General features: G+C 68.8%; 17 protein-coding genes. 9 read left to right on the top strand and 8 right to left on the bottom strand.

The genetic code is table 11. The features are described 5' to 3' along the window. The first annotated feature begins 214 nt into the window (after window positions 1–214). The 5 genes from U9978_RS00555 (at window position 215) to U9978_RS00535 (ending at window position 6,890) form a co-directional block, all read left to right on the top strand. Window positions 215–1,135, top strand: a complete 921-nt coding sequence (locus U9978_RS00555) for an acyl-CoA thioesterase II (protein ID WP_322759022.1) — start codon at window positions 215–217, stop codon at window positions 1,133–1,135. Window positions 1,136–1,182: 47 nt separating this feature from the next. After that, window positions 1,183–2,391, top strand: coding sequence for an amidohydrolase family protein (locus U9978_RS00550; RefSeq protein ID WP_322759021.1), 1,209 nt, complete (start codon window positions 1,183–1,185; stop codon window positions 2,389–2,391). 152 nt (window positions 2,392–2,543) lie between these two features. Continuing rightward, window positions 2,544–4,262: an N-acyl-D-amino-acid deacylase family protein gene (locus U9978_RS00545; RefSeq protein ID WP_322759020.1), complete on the top strand. Its 1,719-nt coding sequence runs from the start codon at window positions 2,544–2,546 to the stop codon at window positions 4,260–4,262. Between the two features lie 61 nt (window positions 4,263–4,323). Next, complete coding sequence (locus U9978_RS00540) at window positions 4,324–5,436, top strand: Zn-dependent alcohol dehydrogenase (protein ID WP_322759019.1); 1,113 nt, start codon at window positions 4,324–4,326, stop codon at window positions 5,434–5,436. Continuing rightward, entirely contained in the window at window positions 5,436–6,890 is a 1,455-nt protein-coding gene (locus U9978_RS00535; protein WP_322759018.1) for an aldehyde dehydrogenase family protein, read from the top strand. The genes U9978_RS00540 and U9978_RS00535 overlap by 1 nt, the downstream gene beginning before the upstream one ends. 168 nt (window positions 6,891–7,058) lie before the next feature. Here U9978_RS00535 and U9978_RS00530 read toward each other — a convergent pair whose 3' ends face one another. After that, window positions 7,059–8,288 carry an acetyl-CoA C-acetyltransferase gene (locus tag U9978_RS00530; protein ID WP_322759017.1) on the bottom strand — a complete coding sequence of 410 codons (1,230 nt, stop codon included), beginning with the start codon at window positions 8,286–8,288 and terminating at the stop codon, window positions 7,059–7,061. 262 nt (window positions 8,289–8,550) lie between these two features. Here U9978_RS00530 and U9978_RS00525 point away from each other — a divergent pair, with 262 nt between their 5' ends. The 3 genes from U9978_RS00525 to U9978_RS00515 all read left to right on the top strand — a co-directional run bounded on the left by U9978_RS00525 (window position 8,551) and on the right by U9978_RS00515 (window position 10,818). After that, the gene (locus tag U9978_RS00525; protein WP_322759016.1) at window positions 8,551–9,372 is read left to right on the top strand and encodes an enoyl-CoA hydratase/isomerase family protein; all 822 of its coding nucleotides are present in this window, start codon (window positions 8,551–8,553) and stop codon (window positions 9,370–9,372) included. A 108-nt stretch (window positions 9,373–9,480) separates the two neighbouring features. Next, window positions 9,481–9,942, top strand: coding sequence for a MaoC family dehydratase (locus tag U9978_RS00520; protein ID WP_416210809.1), 462 nt, complete (start codon window positions 9,481–9,483; stop codon window positions 9,940–9,942). 57 nt (window positions 9,943–9,999) lie between these two features. After that, the gene (locus U9978_RS00515) at window positions 10,000–10,818 is read left to right on the top strand and encodes an SDR family NAD(P)-dependent oxidoreductase (protein ID WP_416210799.1); all 819 of its coding nucleotides are present in this window, start codon (window positions 10,000–10,002) and stop codon (window positions 10,816–10,818) included. Between the two features lie 119 nt (window positions 10,819–10,937). Here U9978_RS00515 and U9978_RS00510 read toward each other — a convergent pair whose 3' ends face one another. The 5 genes from U9978_RS00510 to U9978_RS00490 form a co-directional block, all read right to left on the bottom strand. After that, window positions 10,938–11,357: a MaoC family dehydratase gene (locus U9978_RS00510; protein WP_322759013.1), complete on the bottom strand. Its 420-nt coding sequence runs from the start codon at window positions 11,355–11,357 to the stop codon at window positions 10,938–10,940. Continuing rightward, entirely contained in the window at window positions 11,357–11,845 is a 489-nt protein-coding gene (locus tag U9978_RS00505) for an FAS1-like dehydratase domain-containing protein (protein WP_322759012.1), read from the bottom strand. The genes U9978_RS00510 and U9978_RS00505 overlap by 1 nt, the downstream gene beginning before the upstream one ends. A gap of 68 nt (window positions 11,846–11,913) precedes the next feature. Continuing rightward, window positions 11,914–12,891, bottom strand: a complete 978-nt coding sequence (locus tag U9978_RS00500; RefSeq protein WP_322759011.1) for an LLM class flavin-dependent oxidoreductase — start codon at window positions 12,889–12,891, stop codon at window positions 11,914–11,916. After that, on the bottom strand, window positions 12,888–14,330 hold the full coding sequence (locus tag U9978_RS00495; protein WP_322759010.1) for a class I adenylate-forming enzyme family protein: 1,443 nt from the start codon (window positions 14,328–14,330) through the stop codon (window positions 12,888–12,890). The genes U9978_RS00500 and U9978_RS00495 overlap by 4 nt, the downstream gene beginning before the upstream one ends. Continuing rightward, window positions 14,327–14,923, bottom strand: coding sequence for a nuclear transport factor 2 family protein (locus U9978_RS00490; protein WP_322759009.1), 597 nt, complete (start codon window positions 14,921–14,923; stop codon window positions 14,327–14,329). The genes U9978_RS00495 and U9978_RS00490 overlap by 4 nt, the downstream gene beginning before the upstream one ends. Before the next feature lie 351 nt (window positions 14,924–15,274). On the opposite strand from U9978_RS00490, the gene U9978_RS00485 reads away from it, so the two are divergent. Further along, window positions 15,275–16,210: an acyl-CoA thioesterase II gene (locus tag U9978_RS00485; protein ID WP_322759008.1), complete on the top strand. Its 936-nt coding sequence runs from the start codon at window positions 15,275–15,277 to the stop codon at window positions 16,208–16,210. A 140-nt stretch (window positions 16,211–16,350) separates the two neighbouring features. On the opposite strand, the gene U9978_RS00480 is transcribed toward U9978_RS00485, so the two are convergent. Together U9978_RS00480 and U9978_RS00475 are read right to left on the bottom strand one after the other, a co-directional pair. Next, the gene (locus tag U9978_RS00480) at window positions 16,351–17,553 is read right to left on the bottom strand and encodes an acetyl-CoA acetyltransferase (protein ID WP_322759007.1); all 1,203 of its coding nucleotides are present in this window, start codon (window positions 17,551–17,553) and stop codon (window positions 16,351–16,353) included. 1 nt (window position 17,554) lies between these two features. Then, window positions 17,555–18,535 (bottom strand): OB-fold domain-containing protein (locus U9978_RS00475; RefSeq protein ID WP_322759006.1); only part of this gene is annotated, 981 nt, incomplete at its 5' end.

Raw genomic sequence — 18,535 nt, 5'->3', positions numbered from 1 at the left:
AGCCTTCCGGGCCCAGGTCGGCGAGACGAGCCCGGGGAACGGCGGGGAGCCGCGCCCACATCATCCAGGGATCACCCGCTGGCGTCTATCATCATACTAATATAACTACTTTAGGCGAGATCTCGGAAGGTCGACAGATCCTGTCACGGCCACCTCGACATCGCCGTCTTAACGTAGTATAAGTTTAAAGATATATAGGATGAGAGGTGTGATCGTGACGCACCCCGCTTCTGACAGCGGCGGAGTCGCACTGACGTCCGCGCTGCGGCCGCTGCTCGAGCTGGAGACCGTCCGGGAAGAGGTCTTCCGCGGACGTAGCCGCGAGAACGAGTCCACCCGGACCTTCGGAGGCCTTTTCGCCGCGCAGGCGCTGGCCGCCGCGGGCCGCACGGTCACCGACGACCGGCAGGCGCACAGCCTTCACATCGTGTTCCTGCGTCCGGGTGCGGTCGGCGCAGCCACCGAGTACACCGTCGAGAAGCTGCGCGACGGTCGGGGGTTCAGCTCGCGCCGCGTGGTCGCCGCCCAGGCTGGCGGCGACATCCTGCACGCCTCGGTGTCGTTCCACGTGGGCGAGGACGGCTACGAGCACACGCTGCGACCGCCGGCGGTTCCCGACCCGGACGAACTCCCCCCGGCGGCGTCGTGGTTCACCGCCGCCGGCGCCGAACTCGACGACTGGTACAACACCTACCTCGGCAGCCATCCGGTGGATCTCCGCTTCGTGGGCGAGCCACCACCGCTGGCGGCCCGGCGCGGCCGGCCGTCCACCGGGCTGCAGGTCTGGATTCGCAGCCGCGATCCACTCGGTGACGATCCGTTGATGCATGCGAGTGCCGTGACGTATGCGTCCGACCTGTTCCTGCTGGCGTCAGCACTGCTCCCGCACGGCCAGGCGTTCGGCACCGGATCTGTCGTCGGCGCCAGCCTCGACCACAGCATGTGGTTCCACCGCCCCTTCCGGGCGGACGACTGGCTGCTCTTCGACAAGGGCAGCCCGTGGGCGGGCTCCGGCCGGGGGCTGACGAACGGGTCCGTCTTCGACCGCTCGGGACAGCTCGTGGCGTCCGTCATCCAGGAGGGACTGCTGCGCCGCGTACCCGCGGCCGCACCCCAGCAACGACCCGTTGTCTAGATTGGCACACGTGCGTTAATTTGTGGGAGGCGACTGAGAGGAGCCCGATGAGCACGCCAAAGATCATCTCTGTCGACGACCACATCCTTGAACCCGGGGACCTGTGGCAGCGCTACCTACCCGAGCGATTCCGGGCGGACGGCCCCCGTCTGGTGCGGCTCAAGGGACGCTTCGGGACGCACGCCCGCAGCGGGTGGCGGGAGGCCGAAGACGGGCTGTGGGCCGACGTCTGGGTGTTCGGGGACGTCAAAATGGAGATCCTTCCAGGCTTCGCGGCAGCGGGTAAGGACCAGAACTATCTCGGGCGGCACTGGGAGGCCATGACCTACGAGGACATGCGGCCAGGCTGTTACGACAAGACAGCCCGACTGGCCGACATGGACGCCAACCACACCGAGGCCGCCCTGAGCTTCCCGACGTTTCCCCGGTTCTGCGGGCAGACGTTCCACGAGTGCGCAGACCGCGACCTGGGCTTGGCCTGCGTGCGTGCCTACAACGACTGGATGATCGACGAATGGTGCGCCGACGAGGCGTACGGTCGGCTCATCCCGTTGACCCTGATCCCGCTGTGGGACCCCGAACTCGCCGCGGCGGAGGTTCGTCGCTGCGCGGCCAAGGGCTCGCATGCGGTCTGCTTCTCGGAGAACCCGGCCCGGTTGAAGCTACCGAGCATCCACACCGACCACTGGGATCCGCTGTTCGCCGCGTGCGAGGACACCGACACCGTCCTCAACCTGCACATCGGGTCGTCCTCCACGTTCCCGATGACCTCGATCGACGCCCCACGGGCGGTGTCACTCGCCCTGACCTACCAGGGTGCGGCCCATGCGTTCGCAGACTGGCTCACCAGCGGTGTGCTGGAGCGGTTCCACGACCTGCGGGTGGCATTGAGTGAAGGTCAGATCGGTTGGATGCCGTTCATCCTGGAACGCCTCGACAGCGTCTGGGAACAGCGACCGGTCTACGGCAACCTGGATGGCAGGCTCTCGCGCCCGCCGAGCAGCTACGTCCGCGACCGGATCTACGGGTGCGTGTTCGACGATTCCATTGGACTCACTCTGCGTCACCGCATCGGCATGGAACAGATCATGTTCGAGACCGACTATCCGCACGGCGACTCGACCTGGCCGAACTCGAAAGCGGTCTTCGAGAAGATGGTCACGGAGGCGGGACTCAGCGCGGACGAGGCATACCTGCTCGCCCGTGGCAACGCCATCCGCTGCTTCCGGCTCGACCGGTACGGCATCACCGCATAGGCAGCGTTCGCGTGGGCAACAAATCGCGTGAGTACTCGCGCGCTCGGCGGCCCCACGTAAACCGGTCCGGCCGAAGAGCGCGCGATCATTGCTCCGTTCGCGCGCTCGGCGGCCCCACGTAAACTGGCAGCCCCAGAAGTCCAGGAGGAATCGTGCACGACATCGTCATCCGCGGGGGTCAGGTCGTCGACGGCACCGGTGCCCCGCGCCAGCGAGCCGACGTCGCGATCGACGGTGGACGCGTCGTCGCGATCGGCACCGTGCCCGACGGCGGGCGCCGGACGATCGACGCGGACGGGCTCATCGTGAGCCCCGGTTTCGTCGACATCCACACCCATCTCGACGTCCAGGGCTTCTGGGACCCCACGCTCTCCCCGTCTCCGCTGCACGGAGTCACCACCGTCCTGGGCGGTAACTGCGGGTTCACCGTCGCCCCCCTGGACGACACAGCCGGTGACTACCTGATGCGCATGCTGTCCCGGGTGGAGGGCATGCCCCTGGAGTCGCTACGGACCGGCGTGCCGTGGGACTGGCGCACCACCGCGGAGTTCCTCGACCGTCTGGACGGGACGCTCGCTGTCAACGCCGGTTTCATGGTCGGACATTCGGCCATCCGGCGGGTGGCCATGGGGCCGGCCGCCACCGAACGACCGGCGACCGACGACGAGCTGGAGACGATGAAGCGGCTCCTGCGCGCCGGGATCGCGGCCGGCGGTCTCGGGTTCTCCTCCACCTGGTCGCAGAGCCACAGCGATGCAGACGGGCGTCCGGTCCCGTCGCGCGCCGCCCCCGCACAGGAACTGTTCGCCCTGGCCGCCGTGGCCGGCGAATTCGAGGGCACATCCCTGGAGTTCCTCCCCGTCCTTCCGCAGCGGGGTGGCTTCAGCCAGGAGATCACCGACGTCATGGTCGGGATGTCGGTAGCGGCCCGCCGCCCGCTGAACTGGAACATCCTCACCGTCAGCGCGAAGACCCTGCCCGACGCACTCGCCAGGCTCGAAGTCGGCGACATCGCCCGCTCCCGCGGCGGGAAGGTCGTCGCGCTGACGATGCCCGACACCCCACCGGCCCGGTTCTCCTTCCGTGCCGGTTTCGTCCTCGACCAGGTGCCCGGACTGCACGACTTCCTCTTCCTGCCGCTGGACGAGCGGCTGGCGATCCTGCGCGATCCCGACCGCCGGCGTGAGCTGCGCCGCGGCGCCGAGGAGCCGTCCGCCTTCAGCCACCTCGTCGACTGGGGCTCCCGGTACATCATCGAGACGTTCAGCCCGCAGACCAAGCCGTATGCCGGGCGGATCGTCGGCGACATCGCCGCCGAGGAGGGCCGGGATCCGTTCGACGTGCTGATGGACATCGTCGTCGCGGATGAGCTGAAGACGACGTTCAGTAACCCCTTCCGTGCGGCGCGGCCGGAGGACTGGCAGGCCCGTGCCGAGATCTGGCGCGATCCCCGGGCTGTCATCGGCGCGTCCGACGCCGGTGCCCACCTCGACATGGTGGAGTTCTTCGGCTATTCGACGATGCTGCTGGAACATGGGGTCCGCGAACAGCAGGTGGTGGCACTTGAGGAAGCCGTCCGCCTCATCACCGACGTCCCGGCCCGCCTGTACGGCCTGCGTGACCGTGGTCGCCTCCGGGTCGGTGGCGCCGCCGATGTCGTCATCTTCGACGAGGCACGCATCGCCCGCCAGCCCACTGAGACGCGCTTCGACCTACCAGCCGGCGCGGGCCGGCTCTACGGTGAGGCTGACGGCGTCGAGCGTGTCCTGGTCAACGGCGTCGAGATCGCCCATCACGGCACGTTCACCGGGGACTTCCCGGGGATCATTCTTCGCTCCGGCCGGGACACCGAGACCCCGTCCCTGGACTGACAGCGTTCCTGGGCTGACAGCATCCCTGAACTGACGGCTCGGTAACCGGAAAGGTACGACCATGAAGACGCGCGCCGCGGTCCTGCACGGCAGAGGCCAACCCTGGTCCGTGGAGGAACTCTCCCTCGACGGACCAGGCGACGGCGAAGTCCTGGTGGAGAATCTCTTCGCCGGGCTGTGCCATTCCGACGACCACCTCGGAAAAGGCGCCGGATTCCACTTCCCGATGGTGGGCGGCCATGAAGGCGCTGGCGTGGTCCGGGAGATCGGTGCCGGAGTCTCCCGGCTGCGGCCGGGCGACAAGGTGGTCACCTCGTTTCTACCCGTCTGTGGTTACTGCCGCTGGTGCACGTCGGGTCACTCCTATCTGTGTGATGCCGGCGCCACCACACTCACCGGAGCCTTCGCCGACGGCAGTTACCGGTTCCATCTGGGCCAGACCGGCCTGGGCGCCTTCTGCACCCTCGGGACCTTCTCCGAACACTTCGTCGCGCACCAGAATTCGCTCGTGAAGGTACCCGACGACACGCCGTTGGATGTCGCCTGCCTCATGGGGTGCGGCGTGCCCACCGGTTGGGGATCGGCAGTCAACGCGGCGAACGTACGCCCGGGTGACGTCGTTGTCGTCTACGGCATCGGCGGTATCGGCGCAGCCGCCGTGCAGGGCGCGCTGCTGGCCGGCGCGGCAACGGTCGTGACGGTGGATCCGGTGCCCTTCAAGAACGACTTCGCCAAACAACTCGGGGCACAGGCCGGTTTCACGGAACATTCGCAAGCCTTCGACTACGTGCACGGTCTCACCCGGGGTGTACTGGCTGACAGCGTGATCCAGTGCGTGGGCGTGGCCACCCCGGAAGTCATCCACCAGTGCTACGAGATGACCCGCAAGGGCGGCACCCTCGTCCTCACCGGAATTGCGGACCGCTACGAGGAGATCACGGTCAAACTGCCCGGCGGGATGCTCACGTCCTTCGCGAAGAAGGTCGTCGGATGCCTGTTCGGCTTCTGCAATCCGCACCAGGACATCCCGATGCTGCTGGAGCTCTACCGCAACGGCCAGTTGAAACTCGACGAGATGGTGACCCGCCGCTATTCGCTGGACCAGGTCAATGAGGGATACCAGGACATGACCGACGGTCGGAACATCCGCGGAATCATCGAGTTGGGCCGCTGATGGAAACCATCAGACAGGACGCGTTCTTCATCGGCGGACGCTTCCGCCCGGCAACCGGTGACCGGCGTTTCACGGTCGTGAACCCGGCGACGGAAGGCATCGTCGGCAGCGCGCCATGTGGCGAGCCAGCCGATGTCGACGCGGCTGTCGCCGCGGCCCGGGACGCCTTTGACACCGGCCCGTGGCCGCGGCTGACGATCGGGGAACGAGCCGAGTACCTGACCAGGTTCGCCGACGAACTCGCGGCGCGCCGCAAGGAGATGGGCGAGCTCGTCCTCGACGAACTCGGACTGCCACGGCGGGCAGCCCATTCCGAACCTGCCAGCATGATCGCCCTGCTTCGCTATCACGCCGGGCTGGCCGGGCAGATGACCATGAGTGAGCGCCGGACGGGCCTGTTCGGCGCCTGCGCGGACGTCACCCGGGAACCCGTCGGGGTCGTCGCGGCCATTCCCGCCTGGAACAGCCCACTCGTCCTGGCGGCCAACAAGTTCGCCCCGGCCATGCTCGCCGGGTGCACGGTGGTCTGCAAACCCGCGCCGGAGACCTGCCTGGACACCTATCCGGTGGCCGAGGCCGCGCACGCCGCCGGCATACCCGACGGCGTGCTGAACCTGCTGGCCAGCGACGGCGTCGGCGGTGACCACCTCGCCCGACATCCGGGCGTCGACAAGATCGCATTCACCGGCAGCACCGCGACCGGTCGCGCGGTGGCCGCTGCCGCCGCCAGCCACCTGGCCCGGGTCAGCCTCGAACTGGGCGGCAAATCCGCCGGCATCGTGTGCGATGACGCCCCCCTCGACGACGTCGTGGCGGCGGTCGTCGCCGCGGCCACCCTGGTCAACGGGCAGGCCTGCATCGCTCTGAGCCGCGTCCTGGTCAGCAAGCGGCGGCACGACGAACTCGTCGACGCGCTGCGGGCCGGCTTCGAGGCCCTGGTCGTCGGCGACCCCCGTGATTCCGCCACCCAGGTAGGTCCGCTGGTCAGCCGGCGCCACCGGGACCGGGTGCTCGGCTACATAGCCGACGCCGCGAACGAGGGTGGGCGGGTGGTCACGGGCGGCGGCCCGCCGGCGCACACCACGCAGGGCTGGTACCTCGCTCCCACTCTCGTCACCGGCGTGTCACCGACCTCGCGGATCGCCCAGGAGGAGGTCTTCGCTCCGGTCCTCACCGTGCTCACCTACAGTGACCTCGACGAGGCTGTCGCCATCGCCAACGGCACCCCGTTCGGCCTGTCCGGCGCCGTCTTCTCGCAGGACCCCGGCCAGGCACGGGCACTCGCCGACCGCATCCGCAGCGGCACTGTCGCGATCAACAAGGGTGCCGCGATCGACTTCGCACTACCCTTCGGCGGGTTCGGGTCATCCGGCTACGGGCGCGAGTACGGCCCGGAGGGCGTGCAGGAGTACCTCGAGCACAAGACGATTTTCCTGGACCCGCCGGCGGGCTAAAGGGTAAAGGGCCAAAGGGCCAAAGGGCCAAAGGGCGCGCGACGATCGTCAGATCGCGCGCCCGCAGGCCGCAGTCCCCGGGTCTCCAGAGCCGCCGGCCGGCCGTGGGATCCCGGTTGATACCACGGCCGCTGCGGGGAGAAGCCTCCCGGGAAGGCCGGGTGGGCGTCAGATCCGTTCGATGATCGTCGCCGTGCCCATGCCGCCGCCGGTGCACATCGTCACCAGGCCGACGTTGGCGTCACGCCGCTCAAGCTCGTCCAGCACGGTCTGGATGAGCATCGGGCCGGACGCGCCGATGGGGTGACCCAGCGCGATCGCCCCGCCGTTGACATTGACCAGGTCCGGGTCGAGATCAAGGTCACGGATGGTCTTCAACGGGACCGCGGCAAACGCTTCGTTGATCTCCCAGAGATCGATGTCGGCCACGGTCATACCCGCCTTGGCCAGGCAACGCAGGCTGGCCGGGCCGGGCGCGGTCAACATGATCACAGGATCGGCCCCCGCCACCGCGGTCATCCGGACGCGTGCGCGGGGGGTGAAGCCGTGGGCCCGGGCGTAGTCCGGCGAGGCGAGCAGGATCGCCGACGCACCATCGACGACGCCGCTGGAGTTGCCCGCATGGTGGACGTGGTGGATCTCGCCGACCTGGGGGTAGACCTCGCGGCACATGTCGTCGAAGGACCGGTCGAAACCCGTCTGCACCTGGGTCGCCAGCTGCTCGAACGACGCCGGCAGCTTCGCGAGCGTGGCCACGGTCGTACCGGGGCGAGGGAACTCGTCGTGGTCGAGGGCGAGCGTGCCGTCGAGATGGCTGACCGGCACGACCGAACCGTCGAACCGGCCCTCAGCCACGGCCTTCGCGCACCGCTCCTGGCTCTGGGCGGCGAAGGCGTCGACATCTTCGCGGGTGAAGCCCTCCAGCGTCGCGATGAGGTCGGCGCTGACCCCCTGCGGGACCATCGGGTACAGCTCCCGCAGATGAGCGTTGCCGGCGTCGAGGGTCACCACGCCGTCGGCCACCGGCCACCGTGACATCGACTCCACGCCGCAGCCGACAACCAGGTCCTGGTGGCCGGACAGGATGCCCATCGCCGCCCAGCTGACCGCCTGCTGACCGGAGCCGCAGTACCGGTTGAGACTCGACCCGGGTGTCTCGATCGGCCAGCCGGCCGCCAGCAGCGCGAGCCGCCCGATGTCGGCACCGTGCTCGCCGGTCTGCATACCGTTGCCCGCGACCACGTCCTCGACCTCGAGCGGGTCGAAGCCGACCCGCTCACGCAGCGCGTTGAGAATCTGGGCCAGCACTTCCTGCGGGTGCAGCGGGTGCAGCGACCCGGTGGCCTTGCCCCGGCCACGCGGTGACCGCACGCCGTCGATGATCCACGCCTCGCTCACAGCAAACCTCCAACAATATTCGACTATTTATCTAGACGATGTCACGAGTTGCACCCGGATGCGATACACGAACCGGACGCCGTGGACGCCGTGGATCTAGCCACCGTCGCCCCTCGCATGCGACACTCAATCAGTAAGCGTATTAATCGATTCGTCGAGTAGCGTGCTGCGGAGCCAACCATCCCCTGAGAGCCTGTTTCGAGATGCGACCAGACCTGATCCCCCTGCCGCGGGCCGCGGCGCGACGACGCTGGAGTCACCGGTGAGCGACCGATACGACGACTTTCCGACGCTGCGTTTCGAGCGACCCGCGCTCGGTGTTCTGCGCATCGTGCTGGACGCACCCAACCTCAACGCGGTCAACCCCCGGATGCACCGCGACCTCGCCGAGGTCTGGCCGGTCATCGACCGCGACCCACAGACCCGGGTCGTGCTCATCCAGGGCGAGGGCAAGGCGTTCTCCGCCGGCGGCACCTTCGACCTGCTCCAGGAGATGGCCGACAACCCCGGAGTCCGTACCAGGGTTCTACACGAGGCGCGCGCCATGGTGCTCGGCGTCCTGGACCTGTCCAAGCCGGTGGTCTCGGCCATGCACGGCCCCGCCGTCGGCGCGGGTCTCGCCGTCGGCATGATGGCCGACATCTCGGTGGTCGGACGGCGCGCGACCATCGTCGACGGCCACACCCGGCTCGGTGTCGCGGCCGGCGACCACGCCGTGCTGTGCTGGCCGCTGCTGTGCGGGATGGCCAAGGCCAAGTACTACCTGCTCACCTGCGAGCGCCTCACCGGCGAGGAGGCCGAACGCATCGGGCTGGTCTCACTGGCGGTGGACGACGACCAGGTGCACGCACGCGGCCTCGAGGTGGCGAGCGCGCTGGCCATCGGCTCAGCCGACGCGCTGCGCGCGACCAAGTCCTCGCTCAACCACTGGTACCGGTTGCAGCTACCCGCGTTCGAGGCCTCGCTCGCGCACGAGTTCTACGGCTTCGCGAGCCCGTCCGCGCAGGAGGGCATCGCCGCCATCCGGGAGAAGCGCAAGCCGGACTTCATCGCCGTCGAGGCACAACACAGTGCTGAAATCTGACCCGCAGCCGGCCGTCCGACGAGGAGTTCAGCAGTGACCGACACCGCAGCGACCGACACCGCCGCCCCCACGCCGAAGAGCAGCGAGGTGCCGCTGCTGGCGCCTGGGATGACCTGGGAGGAGATGGTCCCGGGATCGGCGTTTCGCACCTCGGCCCGGACCATCACCGAATCCGACCTCATGACGTTCATCCAGTGGGGCGGCTTCAACGAGCCGCTGTTCGTCGACGCCACCCACGCCGCCGCCGGCGGCTACACGGGCCGGCTGGTACCGGGAGCCCTCGTCTACTGCATCGCCGAGGGCCTGGTACTCCAGACCAACGCGCTGCACGGCACCGGCCTGGCATTCCTGTCGATGGAACTGACGGTCAAGGGCCCCACCTACGTCGGCGACACACTGCACGCGATCGTCGAGGCCCTGTCCGCCCGCCCGACCAGCAAGCCCGGACGCGGCATCGTGACCAGCCGCGTGACGGTACGTAACCAGCACGGCAAGGACGTCCTGGTCTTCACCCCGACCCGCATGATCCGCGGACGCGATTTCGTCGATGTCGACGGCGCCGGCCACTGATCGCCAGGGTACACAGGAAGTCATCTAAAAATATAACTATTTAGACCATATGGTGGGATGGTTCCACCCACCGGTCGAGGAGGATCCGTGGGAACGCTGGACGGAAGGGTGGCACTGGTCACCGGGGCGAGCCGCGGCATCGGTGCGGCGATGGCACTCCGACTCGCGCGCGAAGGAGCCAGGGTCGCGGCCGTGGCCCGCACTCTGGAGCCCGACCCCCGGTACTCTGGAAGCCTGCGGGAGACCGTCGAGAGTATCCAGGCCGCCGGCCACGACGCCGTTGCCGTGCGCGGCAACCTGTCCTCGGCCGAGGACAGGCGGCGCATCGTCGCCGAGACTGTCGAGGCGTTCGGGCCGGTCGACATCCTTGTGAACAACGCGGCCGTCACTTTCATCGCACCGGTCGAGGAGTTCACCGAGAAGCGTTTCCGCCTCATGATCGAGGTTCAGGTGTGGGCGCCCTTCGAGCTGACCCAGCTGGTGCTCCCGGGTATGCGCGAGCGGGGGGCCGGGTGGGTGCTCAACATCTCCTCCCGGGCCGCGCTGCACCCGCAGGGTCCGCCGTTCGAACCAATACAGGAACGCGGCTTCGCCGCGTACGGCCTGTGCAAGGCGGCGCTGGAACGTTTCACGACCGCGCTCGCGGCTGAGGGTTACCCCCACGGGATACGAGCCAACGCGCTCGCCCCCCACGACAATGTGGCGACACCTGGCGCGGGCGCCCATGACCTCGTCGCGGACTTTCCGATCGAGGATTCCTCGGTGATTGCTGAGGCCGCACTGGCACTGGTCGAAGGAGACATCACCGGGCGGATCGTCTACAGCCAGTTGCTGCTGGACGAGCTCGGCCGCAAACCCGCCCCTACCGGCCACTGACCACATTGTGCTGGGTGGCCGCGGACCCGATGTGGAGTCCCCGCAGCCACCCAGCACACCTACTAACCCTGGCCGACTGATTCGTCAGCGGTCTGCCAGGCTTGTGGGCCTGTCCAGCCCTACTCCACGCGGGCCGTGGCGTAGCCGGCGATGACTTCCTCACCCCGCGCGTTGACCGTGACCACGTCGAGGTCGACCAGGCCGACGCCGTCGTCGTCGCGCAGGCCGGCAACGGTGACGCGGGCGGTGAGGCGGTCACCCGGCCAGATCTGGCTCTTGAAGCGGACACCGTAGCGGGTGAGACTCCCGTCACCGACCAGGTCGGTGACGGCGCGGGCGGTCATACCCATCGCCAGCATCCCGTGCGCGAACACACCCGGGTAGCCCGCGGTATCGCGCGCGTACACCTCATCGGTGTGCAGCGGGTTGTAGTCCCCGGATGCACCGGCGTACTGCACGATCTGTGTCCGGGTGAGGTCCTCGACCAGCACCTGCTCGCGAACCTCACCGACCTTCAGTTCAGCGCCACGCAATGCCATCAGTTCGCCCCCTGCTCAACCGGCTTCTCGGGTCGCACGCTCACGCCACGGGCCCGGACAACCAGCTCGCCGGCCGCGTCCCGGTACTCGGTGACCTGTTCTTCGAATAGCAGCTTGCCGCCCCGCCGGCCCGTCTTCTCCCAGGTTTTTCCCGCAACGCTGGTCACCGTGAGCAGATCGCCCGGCCGGACCTGCCGGAAATACTCGAAATGCTGCTCGGCGTGCAGGCGGCCGCCGCCGGAGGCCGGCTCGGTGACTCCGCTGGGTTCCCGGCCGGAGCCGAACCACGCCTCGCCGGTACGCGGTCGCAGCGGATAGTCGGGATCGTACTGGGCGGAGGACTGAACAAACGTCGGCGGGGCGATGATCCCCGCGGTCTCAGCCTCCGCGGCCCGCTCCGCGTCGTGATAGACGGGGTTGGGATCCGCTACCGAGCGCGCGAAGAGCATGATCTGACCGGCCTCCACCGGGAACGTGAACTGCCCCACGAATTACTCCTCGTCGTTGAAGGCGGATGGCAGAGGATCCCAGCCATCCGATAAAACGTTGACTGCTGTTAGAGCGACCGCAGGAGCAGGCGACGTACCTGCGCCGCCGACTCGAGTGCCTCGTCCTCGTCACCCGCGACCGGCAGCAGGTGCACATCGCGGCAGCCGGCATCAAGATAGGGCACCAGCGCCTGCGCCACATCCTGCGGGGTCCCCCGGGGCACGTACCGCGAGAAGCGGTCGAAGGGCACGCCGTAGAAACTCTCCATCGCCCGCGAGACCGACGAACCGGCGTCCTGCACCGAGCTGCCGAAGCCGCACCAGACCAGCAGCGCGTGCCGCCAGGCCACCGCGGACCGGCCGGCGGCGATCGCGACGTCATCGATCTCGGTGACGACGGAGGCGTAGCGCTCGGGTGAGACCCACACCCCGAGCCAGCCGTCACCGTGACGACCCGCCCGCCGGACCGCGGCGGCCGACCGACCACCGATCACTATCGGTACGGGGAGGGCCGGCGGCGGTGACACCCGCACGTCGCGGAGCTGGAAGTGCTCCCCGTCGACCGTCACCGCCGCACCGGCCAGCAGCGCCCGCAGCACGACGAGCGCCTCGTCCATCCGGCGGCCACGGGTGGCGGGGTCGACACCGCATGCCTCGACCTCGGCGCGGTCCTCGCCGCCGATGCCCACCCCGAAGACGAACCGCCCTGGTGCCATGGCAGCGAGCGTGGCTACCTGGCGCGCAACCGGGACGGGGTGCCGCAGCGGTAGCAGGAAGACCCCGGTGTGAACCTCGATGTCGGGCGCGGCGACCAGCAACGCCGTGGCCTGGATGAGTCCGTCGGAACCGTAGCCACCGCGAAAACTCACGTGGTCACCGATGACTGCATGGTCGAATCCGAGATCCCGGATCTGCGCAGCGGCCTCGTACAGTCGCTCGGTGCCACCTCGCAGCAACGCGAAGGGTGGCCGAACCCCGATCCGCAGCCCGGCTGATCCCGACCCGGCCGATCCCGACCCGGCCGGGTCGACGGCAACCGCGGTCACGATTGCAGCACTCTGCGCAACACCTTGCCGGCGGCGCTTCTCGGCAGAATATCGATCATCTCCCACTCGGCGGGCACCTTGAACCCGCTCAGGGACTCCCGCGCGAACAGGCGCAGCTCCTCGGCGTCCGGTGGATCCCGCGGGTCGGCGGGGACGACGAACGCCTTCACGACCTGACCCCAGCGCCGGTCCGCCCGGCCGACGACGGCAACCTCGCGAATCGCGGGATGCAGGCTGAGGACCTGTTCAACCTCGAGGGGATCCACGTTCTCCCCGCCACGCACAATGCGGTCACCTCGGCGGCCCAGCAGCGTGACATAGCCGTCGGGGTCGATATGACCGAGGTCGCCGGTGTGGAGCCAGCCGTCGGCCTCGGGCTGGAAGAGGTGCTCGCCGCGGGCCCGGATCTCGCCGCTGCCGTCCGGACCCGGATCGACCACCCGCAGCTCCACACCCTGCGCCGCGCGGCCGACCGTGCGCAGCAGCTCGGGCCGGGTCGTAGCCGCGAGGCGATGATCCTCGAAGTTCAGACAGGTGATCGGCGAACCCTCCGTCTGCCCGAAGATCTGCACGAAGGCAACGCCCGGAAGAACTGCCATCGCCTCGCGGAGCGTGTCCGGATGGATCGGGGACGCGCCGTACTGCAGCACGCGCAGCGTCGGCAATGCCAGCGCGCCTTCAGCGAGCAGTCGGTCGATCATTGTCGGTACCAGCAGAGCATGTGTCGTGCCGTAGTCGGCCAGATCCTGCCAGTTACGCGGCGAGAACGGTGGCGCACAGACAACCGTGGCGCCGGCGCCCAGCGCAACCGCGATCATGCCGAGGCCGGCGATGTGATGGTAGGGCGAACCAGATGCGTACACGCTGCCCGGCGCAAGGTCGACGATCGCGGCGTTGACCCTGCCCCGTACTGCGAGCTTGCCCTCGGCCACATACACCGCCTTGGGCACCCCGGATGTCCCGGACGTGTGCAGGATCAGCGCGGTCTCATCCGGACCCGGCTGGTCGGTCAACAGCCGGTCGGACGCCGCGGCCGGTGGGTGAACGACAAGCCGGCGGCCCGTTGCCGTCGCCAGTTCCCGGCCGAGGTCCGCCGCGTCCGGCTCAGCCACGAGCAGATCGCCGGCGAAGCCGGCCAGGCATGCGGCGAGTTCCCGGGGGGTGAGTCTGGTGCTGATCGGCGCGAGGGGACGCCGGGTGGCGGCACCCGCGATGGTCAGTGCAAGAGCCTCCAACGTGGTCGAGACCAGGGCCGGCAACGGGGTTCCCACGGGCAGGGCAAGGCTGTCGAGCCAGTCGGCCGCGCCCGCGGCGTGTCGCAGCAGGTCGGCGCCGGACCAGCGGGTGGCACCACTGATCACAGCCGTCCGACCCGCACCCGGGCCCGACCAGGCTCCGGTGAGCTGGGCCATCCATGTCATCCCGGCCGCGGCGGTCATGCCCGGGTCGTCCGGGCGGCGCTAGCCCCGGCCGCGCCAGTCCCGGCCGCGGTTACCCCGGTGGTGTCGGCGCCGTCCCAGAAGCCCGCCCACGTCGGGAAGGACTGCGGCAGGCCCGGTGGCGTCGGCGATGTTCCCCAACTGTCGAATCCCACGGCCTGCGGGTGCTCGGTGACATCGGCTGCGTACCAGTGCCGCTCGTCCCGCCGGACGAACAGCCACTCGCCGTCGATCCGCCGGTAGGTGTCGAAGTAGCAGATGGCCATGACGATCCAGCGGTCGCCTACCTCGTGCTCGGCCCGGCAGTACACCTGCCCGCGGGCGTTGTCGGCATCGAGCAACTCCACGCGGTGACCGCAGATCTGGTGCACCGACCGGTAGAACCACCGCAGACTGGGCGCGATGTATCCGCGCAGTGCCTCCCGGCCGCGGCCGTGCCGGCCGCAGTCGACATCCGGCACGAACAACGACACCCAGGTATCGAGGTCACGGCCATCGACCGCGAGCGCGTACCGGATCGGCAGCTGCCCGAGCGCGAGCCGCGCCTCCACCTGCTCCAACCGCGCGAGCAACCCCACGTCGTGCGTCGTCACGACACCTCCAGGTCAGGCCTGCCCATTCGTCACACCGCAACCACAACCAGATCAACCCAAACAGAAATACGCTTAATAAGTTGCACTATAGGGCCAGACTGCCGACTCCGCGACGACTTCTGGCCAGGACGACCCAGACCGCCCGAGCCTGCACGGATCGTGCGGGTCACCAGCGGGCAGCCGCCTGACGGGGACCTCACGGGCAGCGGCCCCGCAGGCAGGGAGCTCGCAGGGGCACCGCCCGGACCGGATGTGACTCCGGACCCATGAACCCGCCCACTCTCCTTCACTACAGACAAATCATTTAACTTAGAGCGACCGGCAACAGAGACGTGGATCAAGGAGGAGGGTTTGATCAATAACCGGCAACAACGACCCACCACCCTTGTCGGCGTCCTCGACCTTGAGCGGCTCGACACGGACCTCTTCCGCGGGTGGAGTAGCCGCGGGGAACTGCCGGTCCGGCTCTTCGGTGGTCAGGTCGCCGGCCAGGCACTCATCGCGGCCGGCCGCACCGTCGAGCCGACCCGGTCCGTCCACTCGCTCCATGCCTACTTCCTGCGGCCGGGTGACCCGGCTGTACCGGTCATCTACCTGGTCGATCGAATCCGTGACGGCGGCTCCTACAGCACCCGACGCGTGGTCGGTCTCCAGCGCGGAGAAGCGATCTTCCAGTTGAGCGCCTCGTTCCACCTCCCGGCACAGGGTCTGACGCACGCCGAACCGATGCCACTGGTGCCGCCGCCGGACCAGGTGCGCACGCTGGAGGACTGGTACGCCGACGCGGGCGCCGAATCAGCGCCCTGGATGCAGTGGTTCCGCGCAGAGCAGTTCAGGGCGGAGGTGCGCTGTGTGGACGAGCCGCCGGCGCTGGCTGCGGAGCGAGGGCCGAGGCCCGCCCGCCAGCGGGTCTGGTTCCGATCGGCCGAACCGCTGCCGGACGATCCGCTCGTGCACGTCTGCGTGCTCACCTACGTGTCCGATCTCGATCTTCTGAGCACGGCGTTGCTACCGCACGCCAGCAACAGCAGGGACACCAGTATGGCCAGTCTTGACCACGCGGTCTGGTTCCACCGGCCGTTTCGGGCCGACGGGTGGCTGCTGCACGACCGGGAGAGCCCGGTGGCATCCGGCGGTCATGCCCTGGTCCGGGCACACGTCTATGACGCCGACGGACACCTGGTGGCCTCGATCGCGCAGGAGGGTCTCGTGCGCACCCCGCGCCGCGAACCTGACCATCGGGGAACAGCTGAACAGCGTGGCTCGGTGAACAGCGCGAACCACTGAACGCCTCGAACCGCTGGATACTGCGGAGCCAGGACGATGAGAAGGGCACGGCCGGTACGGCCGTGCCCTTCTCATCGTCCTGTGTGACTGTCGTCCTGTGTGACTGTCGTCCTGTGTGACTGCGGCGTTCGAAACCCGGTTCAGGCCGACGGTTCGGAACCGACGATCGACACGAACGACACGCACTCGCCCGGCCCGCCACCCAGGTTGTGGGTCATCCCGAGCTTCTTGCCCGCGGCGACCGTGGAGATCGTGCGCTTCGCCGGAGCCTCACCGCGCAGCTGCAGCCAGCATTCGAACATCATCCGGAGACCGGACGCCCCGATCGGGTGCCCGAACGCCTTCAGGCCACCGTCCGGGTTCACCGGAAGGTCACCGTCAAGGTCGAAGGTCCCGGCGAGCACTTCCTTCCAGCCGAACCCGCGCTCGGCGAAGCCGAGGTCCTCCATCAGGACCAGCTCGGTGGGGGTGAAGCAGTCGTGCACCTCGGCCAGCGCGAGCTCGGCCCGCGGATCGGTCACACCCGCCTGGGCGTAGGCGTCCTTGGCCGAGGCGACGACTTCGGGGAACGTGGTGTAGTCGTAGTCGGGGTCGGAGTTACCCGTGGCCGGCCCGGCGATGAACGACAGCGCCTTGATGTAGATCGGCTTGTCGGTGTAACGGTGGGCGTCCTCGGCCCGCACCACGATCGCCGCGGCCGACCCGTCACTGACGCCGGAGCAGTCGAAGATGCCCAGCGGCCCGGCGACCAGCGGCGCGTTGCAGATGACGTCCTTGGCCACCTCCTTACGGAACTGCGCCCGCGGGTTCTGCGCGCCGTTGACGTGGTTCTTCCACGCGATGCGAGTCAGGACGTCCTTCATCTCGTCGGTGTCCACGCCGTACTTCTTGGCGTAGGCGGGCGCGAGCAGACTGAAGTTCGCCGGTGCGGTGGTCTCCGAGCCGGTCCCGTCGGACGGCGGCGTCGCCCCGACCAGGCCGGAGAAGCCGGAGTCCTTGAGCTTCTCCACCCCGATCGCCATGGCGATGTCGTAGGCACCGCTGGCCACCGCGTAGCAGGCGTTGCGCAGCGCCTCCGAACCGGTGGCGCAGTAGTTCTCCAGCCGGGAGACCGGCTTGTAGGGCAGCCGCAGCGGACGCGACAGCGTCAACCCGGAGTTGCCCGAACCCATCGTGCCGAGCCAGTAGGCGTCCACGTCGTCCCGGGACAGCCCGGCCGAGGCATACGCCGCCTGGGAGGACTCGATCAACAGGTCGTCGACGGAGGAGTCCCAACGCTCCCCGAACGACGTGCAGCCCATGCCGACAATGGCAACCTTGTCCCTGATCCCGTGTGACGCCATCTCAGGCCTCCAGCCCTTCGGTGCTGCCCGCGGCCCGCACGGGGCGGGCCTTCCAGAAGTAGTTGTGGATGCCCCGCGCGGTGTTCACCTTGCGGAAGGTCATCTCGACCCGGTCGCCGATGGCGACGCTGTCCGGGTCGACATCGGTCAGCTCACACTTGAAGCGGCCACCGCCATCGATGTCGATGACCACGGCGACCAGCGGCGGGCTCGGGGTGAAGGCAAGTCGGTCGATCGTGAACGTCGCCACCGTGCCGTGGATGTCCGCGAGGCGTTGCGGTGTCATGTGGTCCACAACGCCGCACGCCCGGCAGACCCGCGCGGGCGGCAGATGCCGGGTACCGCACTCGTCGCAACGGGAGCCGGTGAAACCGTACTTCCAGTCGGCGTTGCGGCCGGCCGGCGGAGCGGCGTAGGCGTCGGGGTCGGGCCGCCGGGGCGGTTCGGTCACGAGCCGGCCCCGCCAGTTGAGGAAGTCGGCATACCGCAGGGTGTCCCGCCCGCCGGCGATCTGGGCCGCCACCGACACGGCGGCGCGGTGCTCGGGCAGAGCTTCGGTGGTACGCAGCGCCACCGCGGTCACGCCGTCCGCGAGGACGACGACCACGATCGTCTTTCCGGCCCCGGCCCTGTCGAGGGTGTCGGCGAGCAGCAGACCGGCGTGCGCGGTCCCGGTGTTGCCGACCGTCTTCGCCAGGCCGTCGACGACGGCGTCGGGCCGCACGCCCGCGCGCCGGGTGAAGGAGGCCACCGACCGCGCGTGCAGACCGGTCACGATGAGATGATCGACCTGGTCCGGCGTCAGGTCGACCTGCTTGAGCAGGTCGGCGAATGCCCGGTCGGCGAGCGGTACGTAGACCGACTCACCGAAGCGCTCCTCCCAGACCCGCGAGTGGTCGTCGCCCGGCACACGCCACCGGTCGAGGAACTCCTCGGTGGCCGAGGCGTTCGCGAGGATCTCCGCGAGCACGGGTGCGTCCGG

The sequence above is a fragment of the Protofrankia sp. Cr2 genome, assembly GCF_963555885.1.
Lineage (GTDB): Bacteria > Actinomycetota > Actinomycetes > Frankiales > Frankiaceae > Protofrankia.
This window is presented reverse-complemented; position numbering and strand designations above follow the sequence as displayed.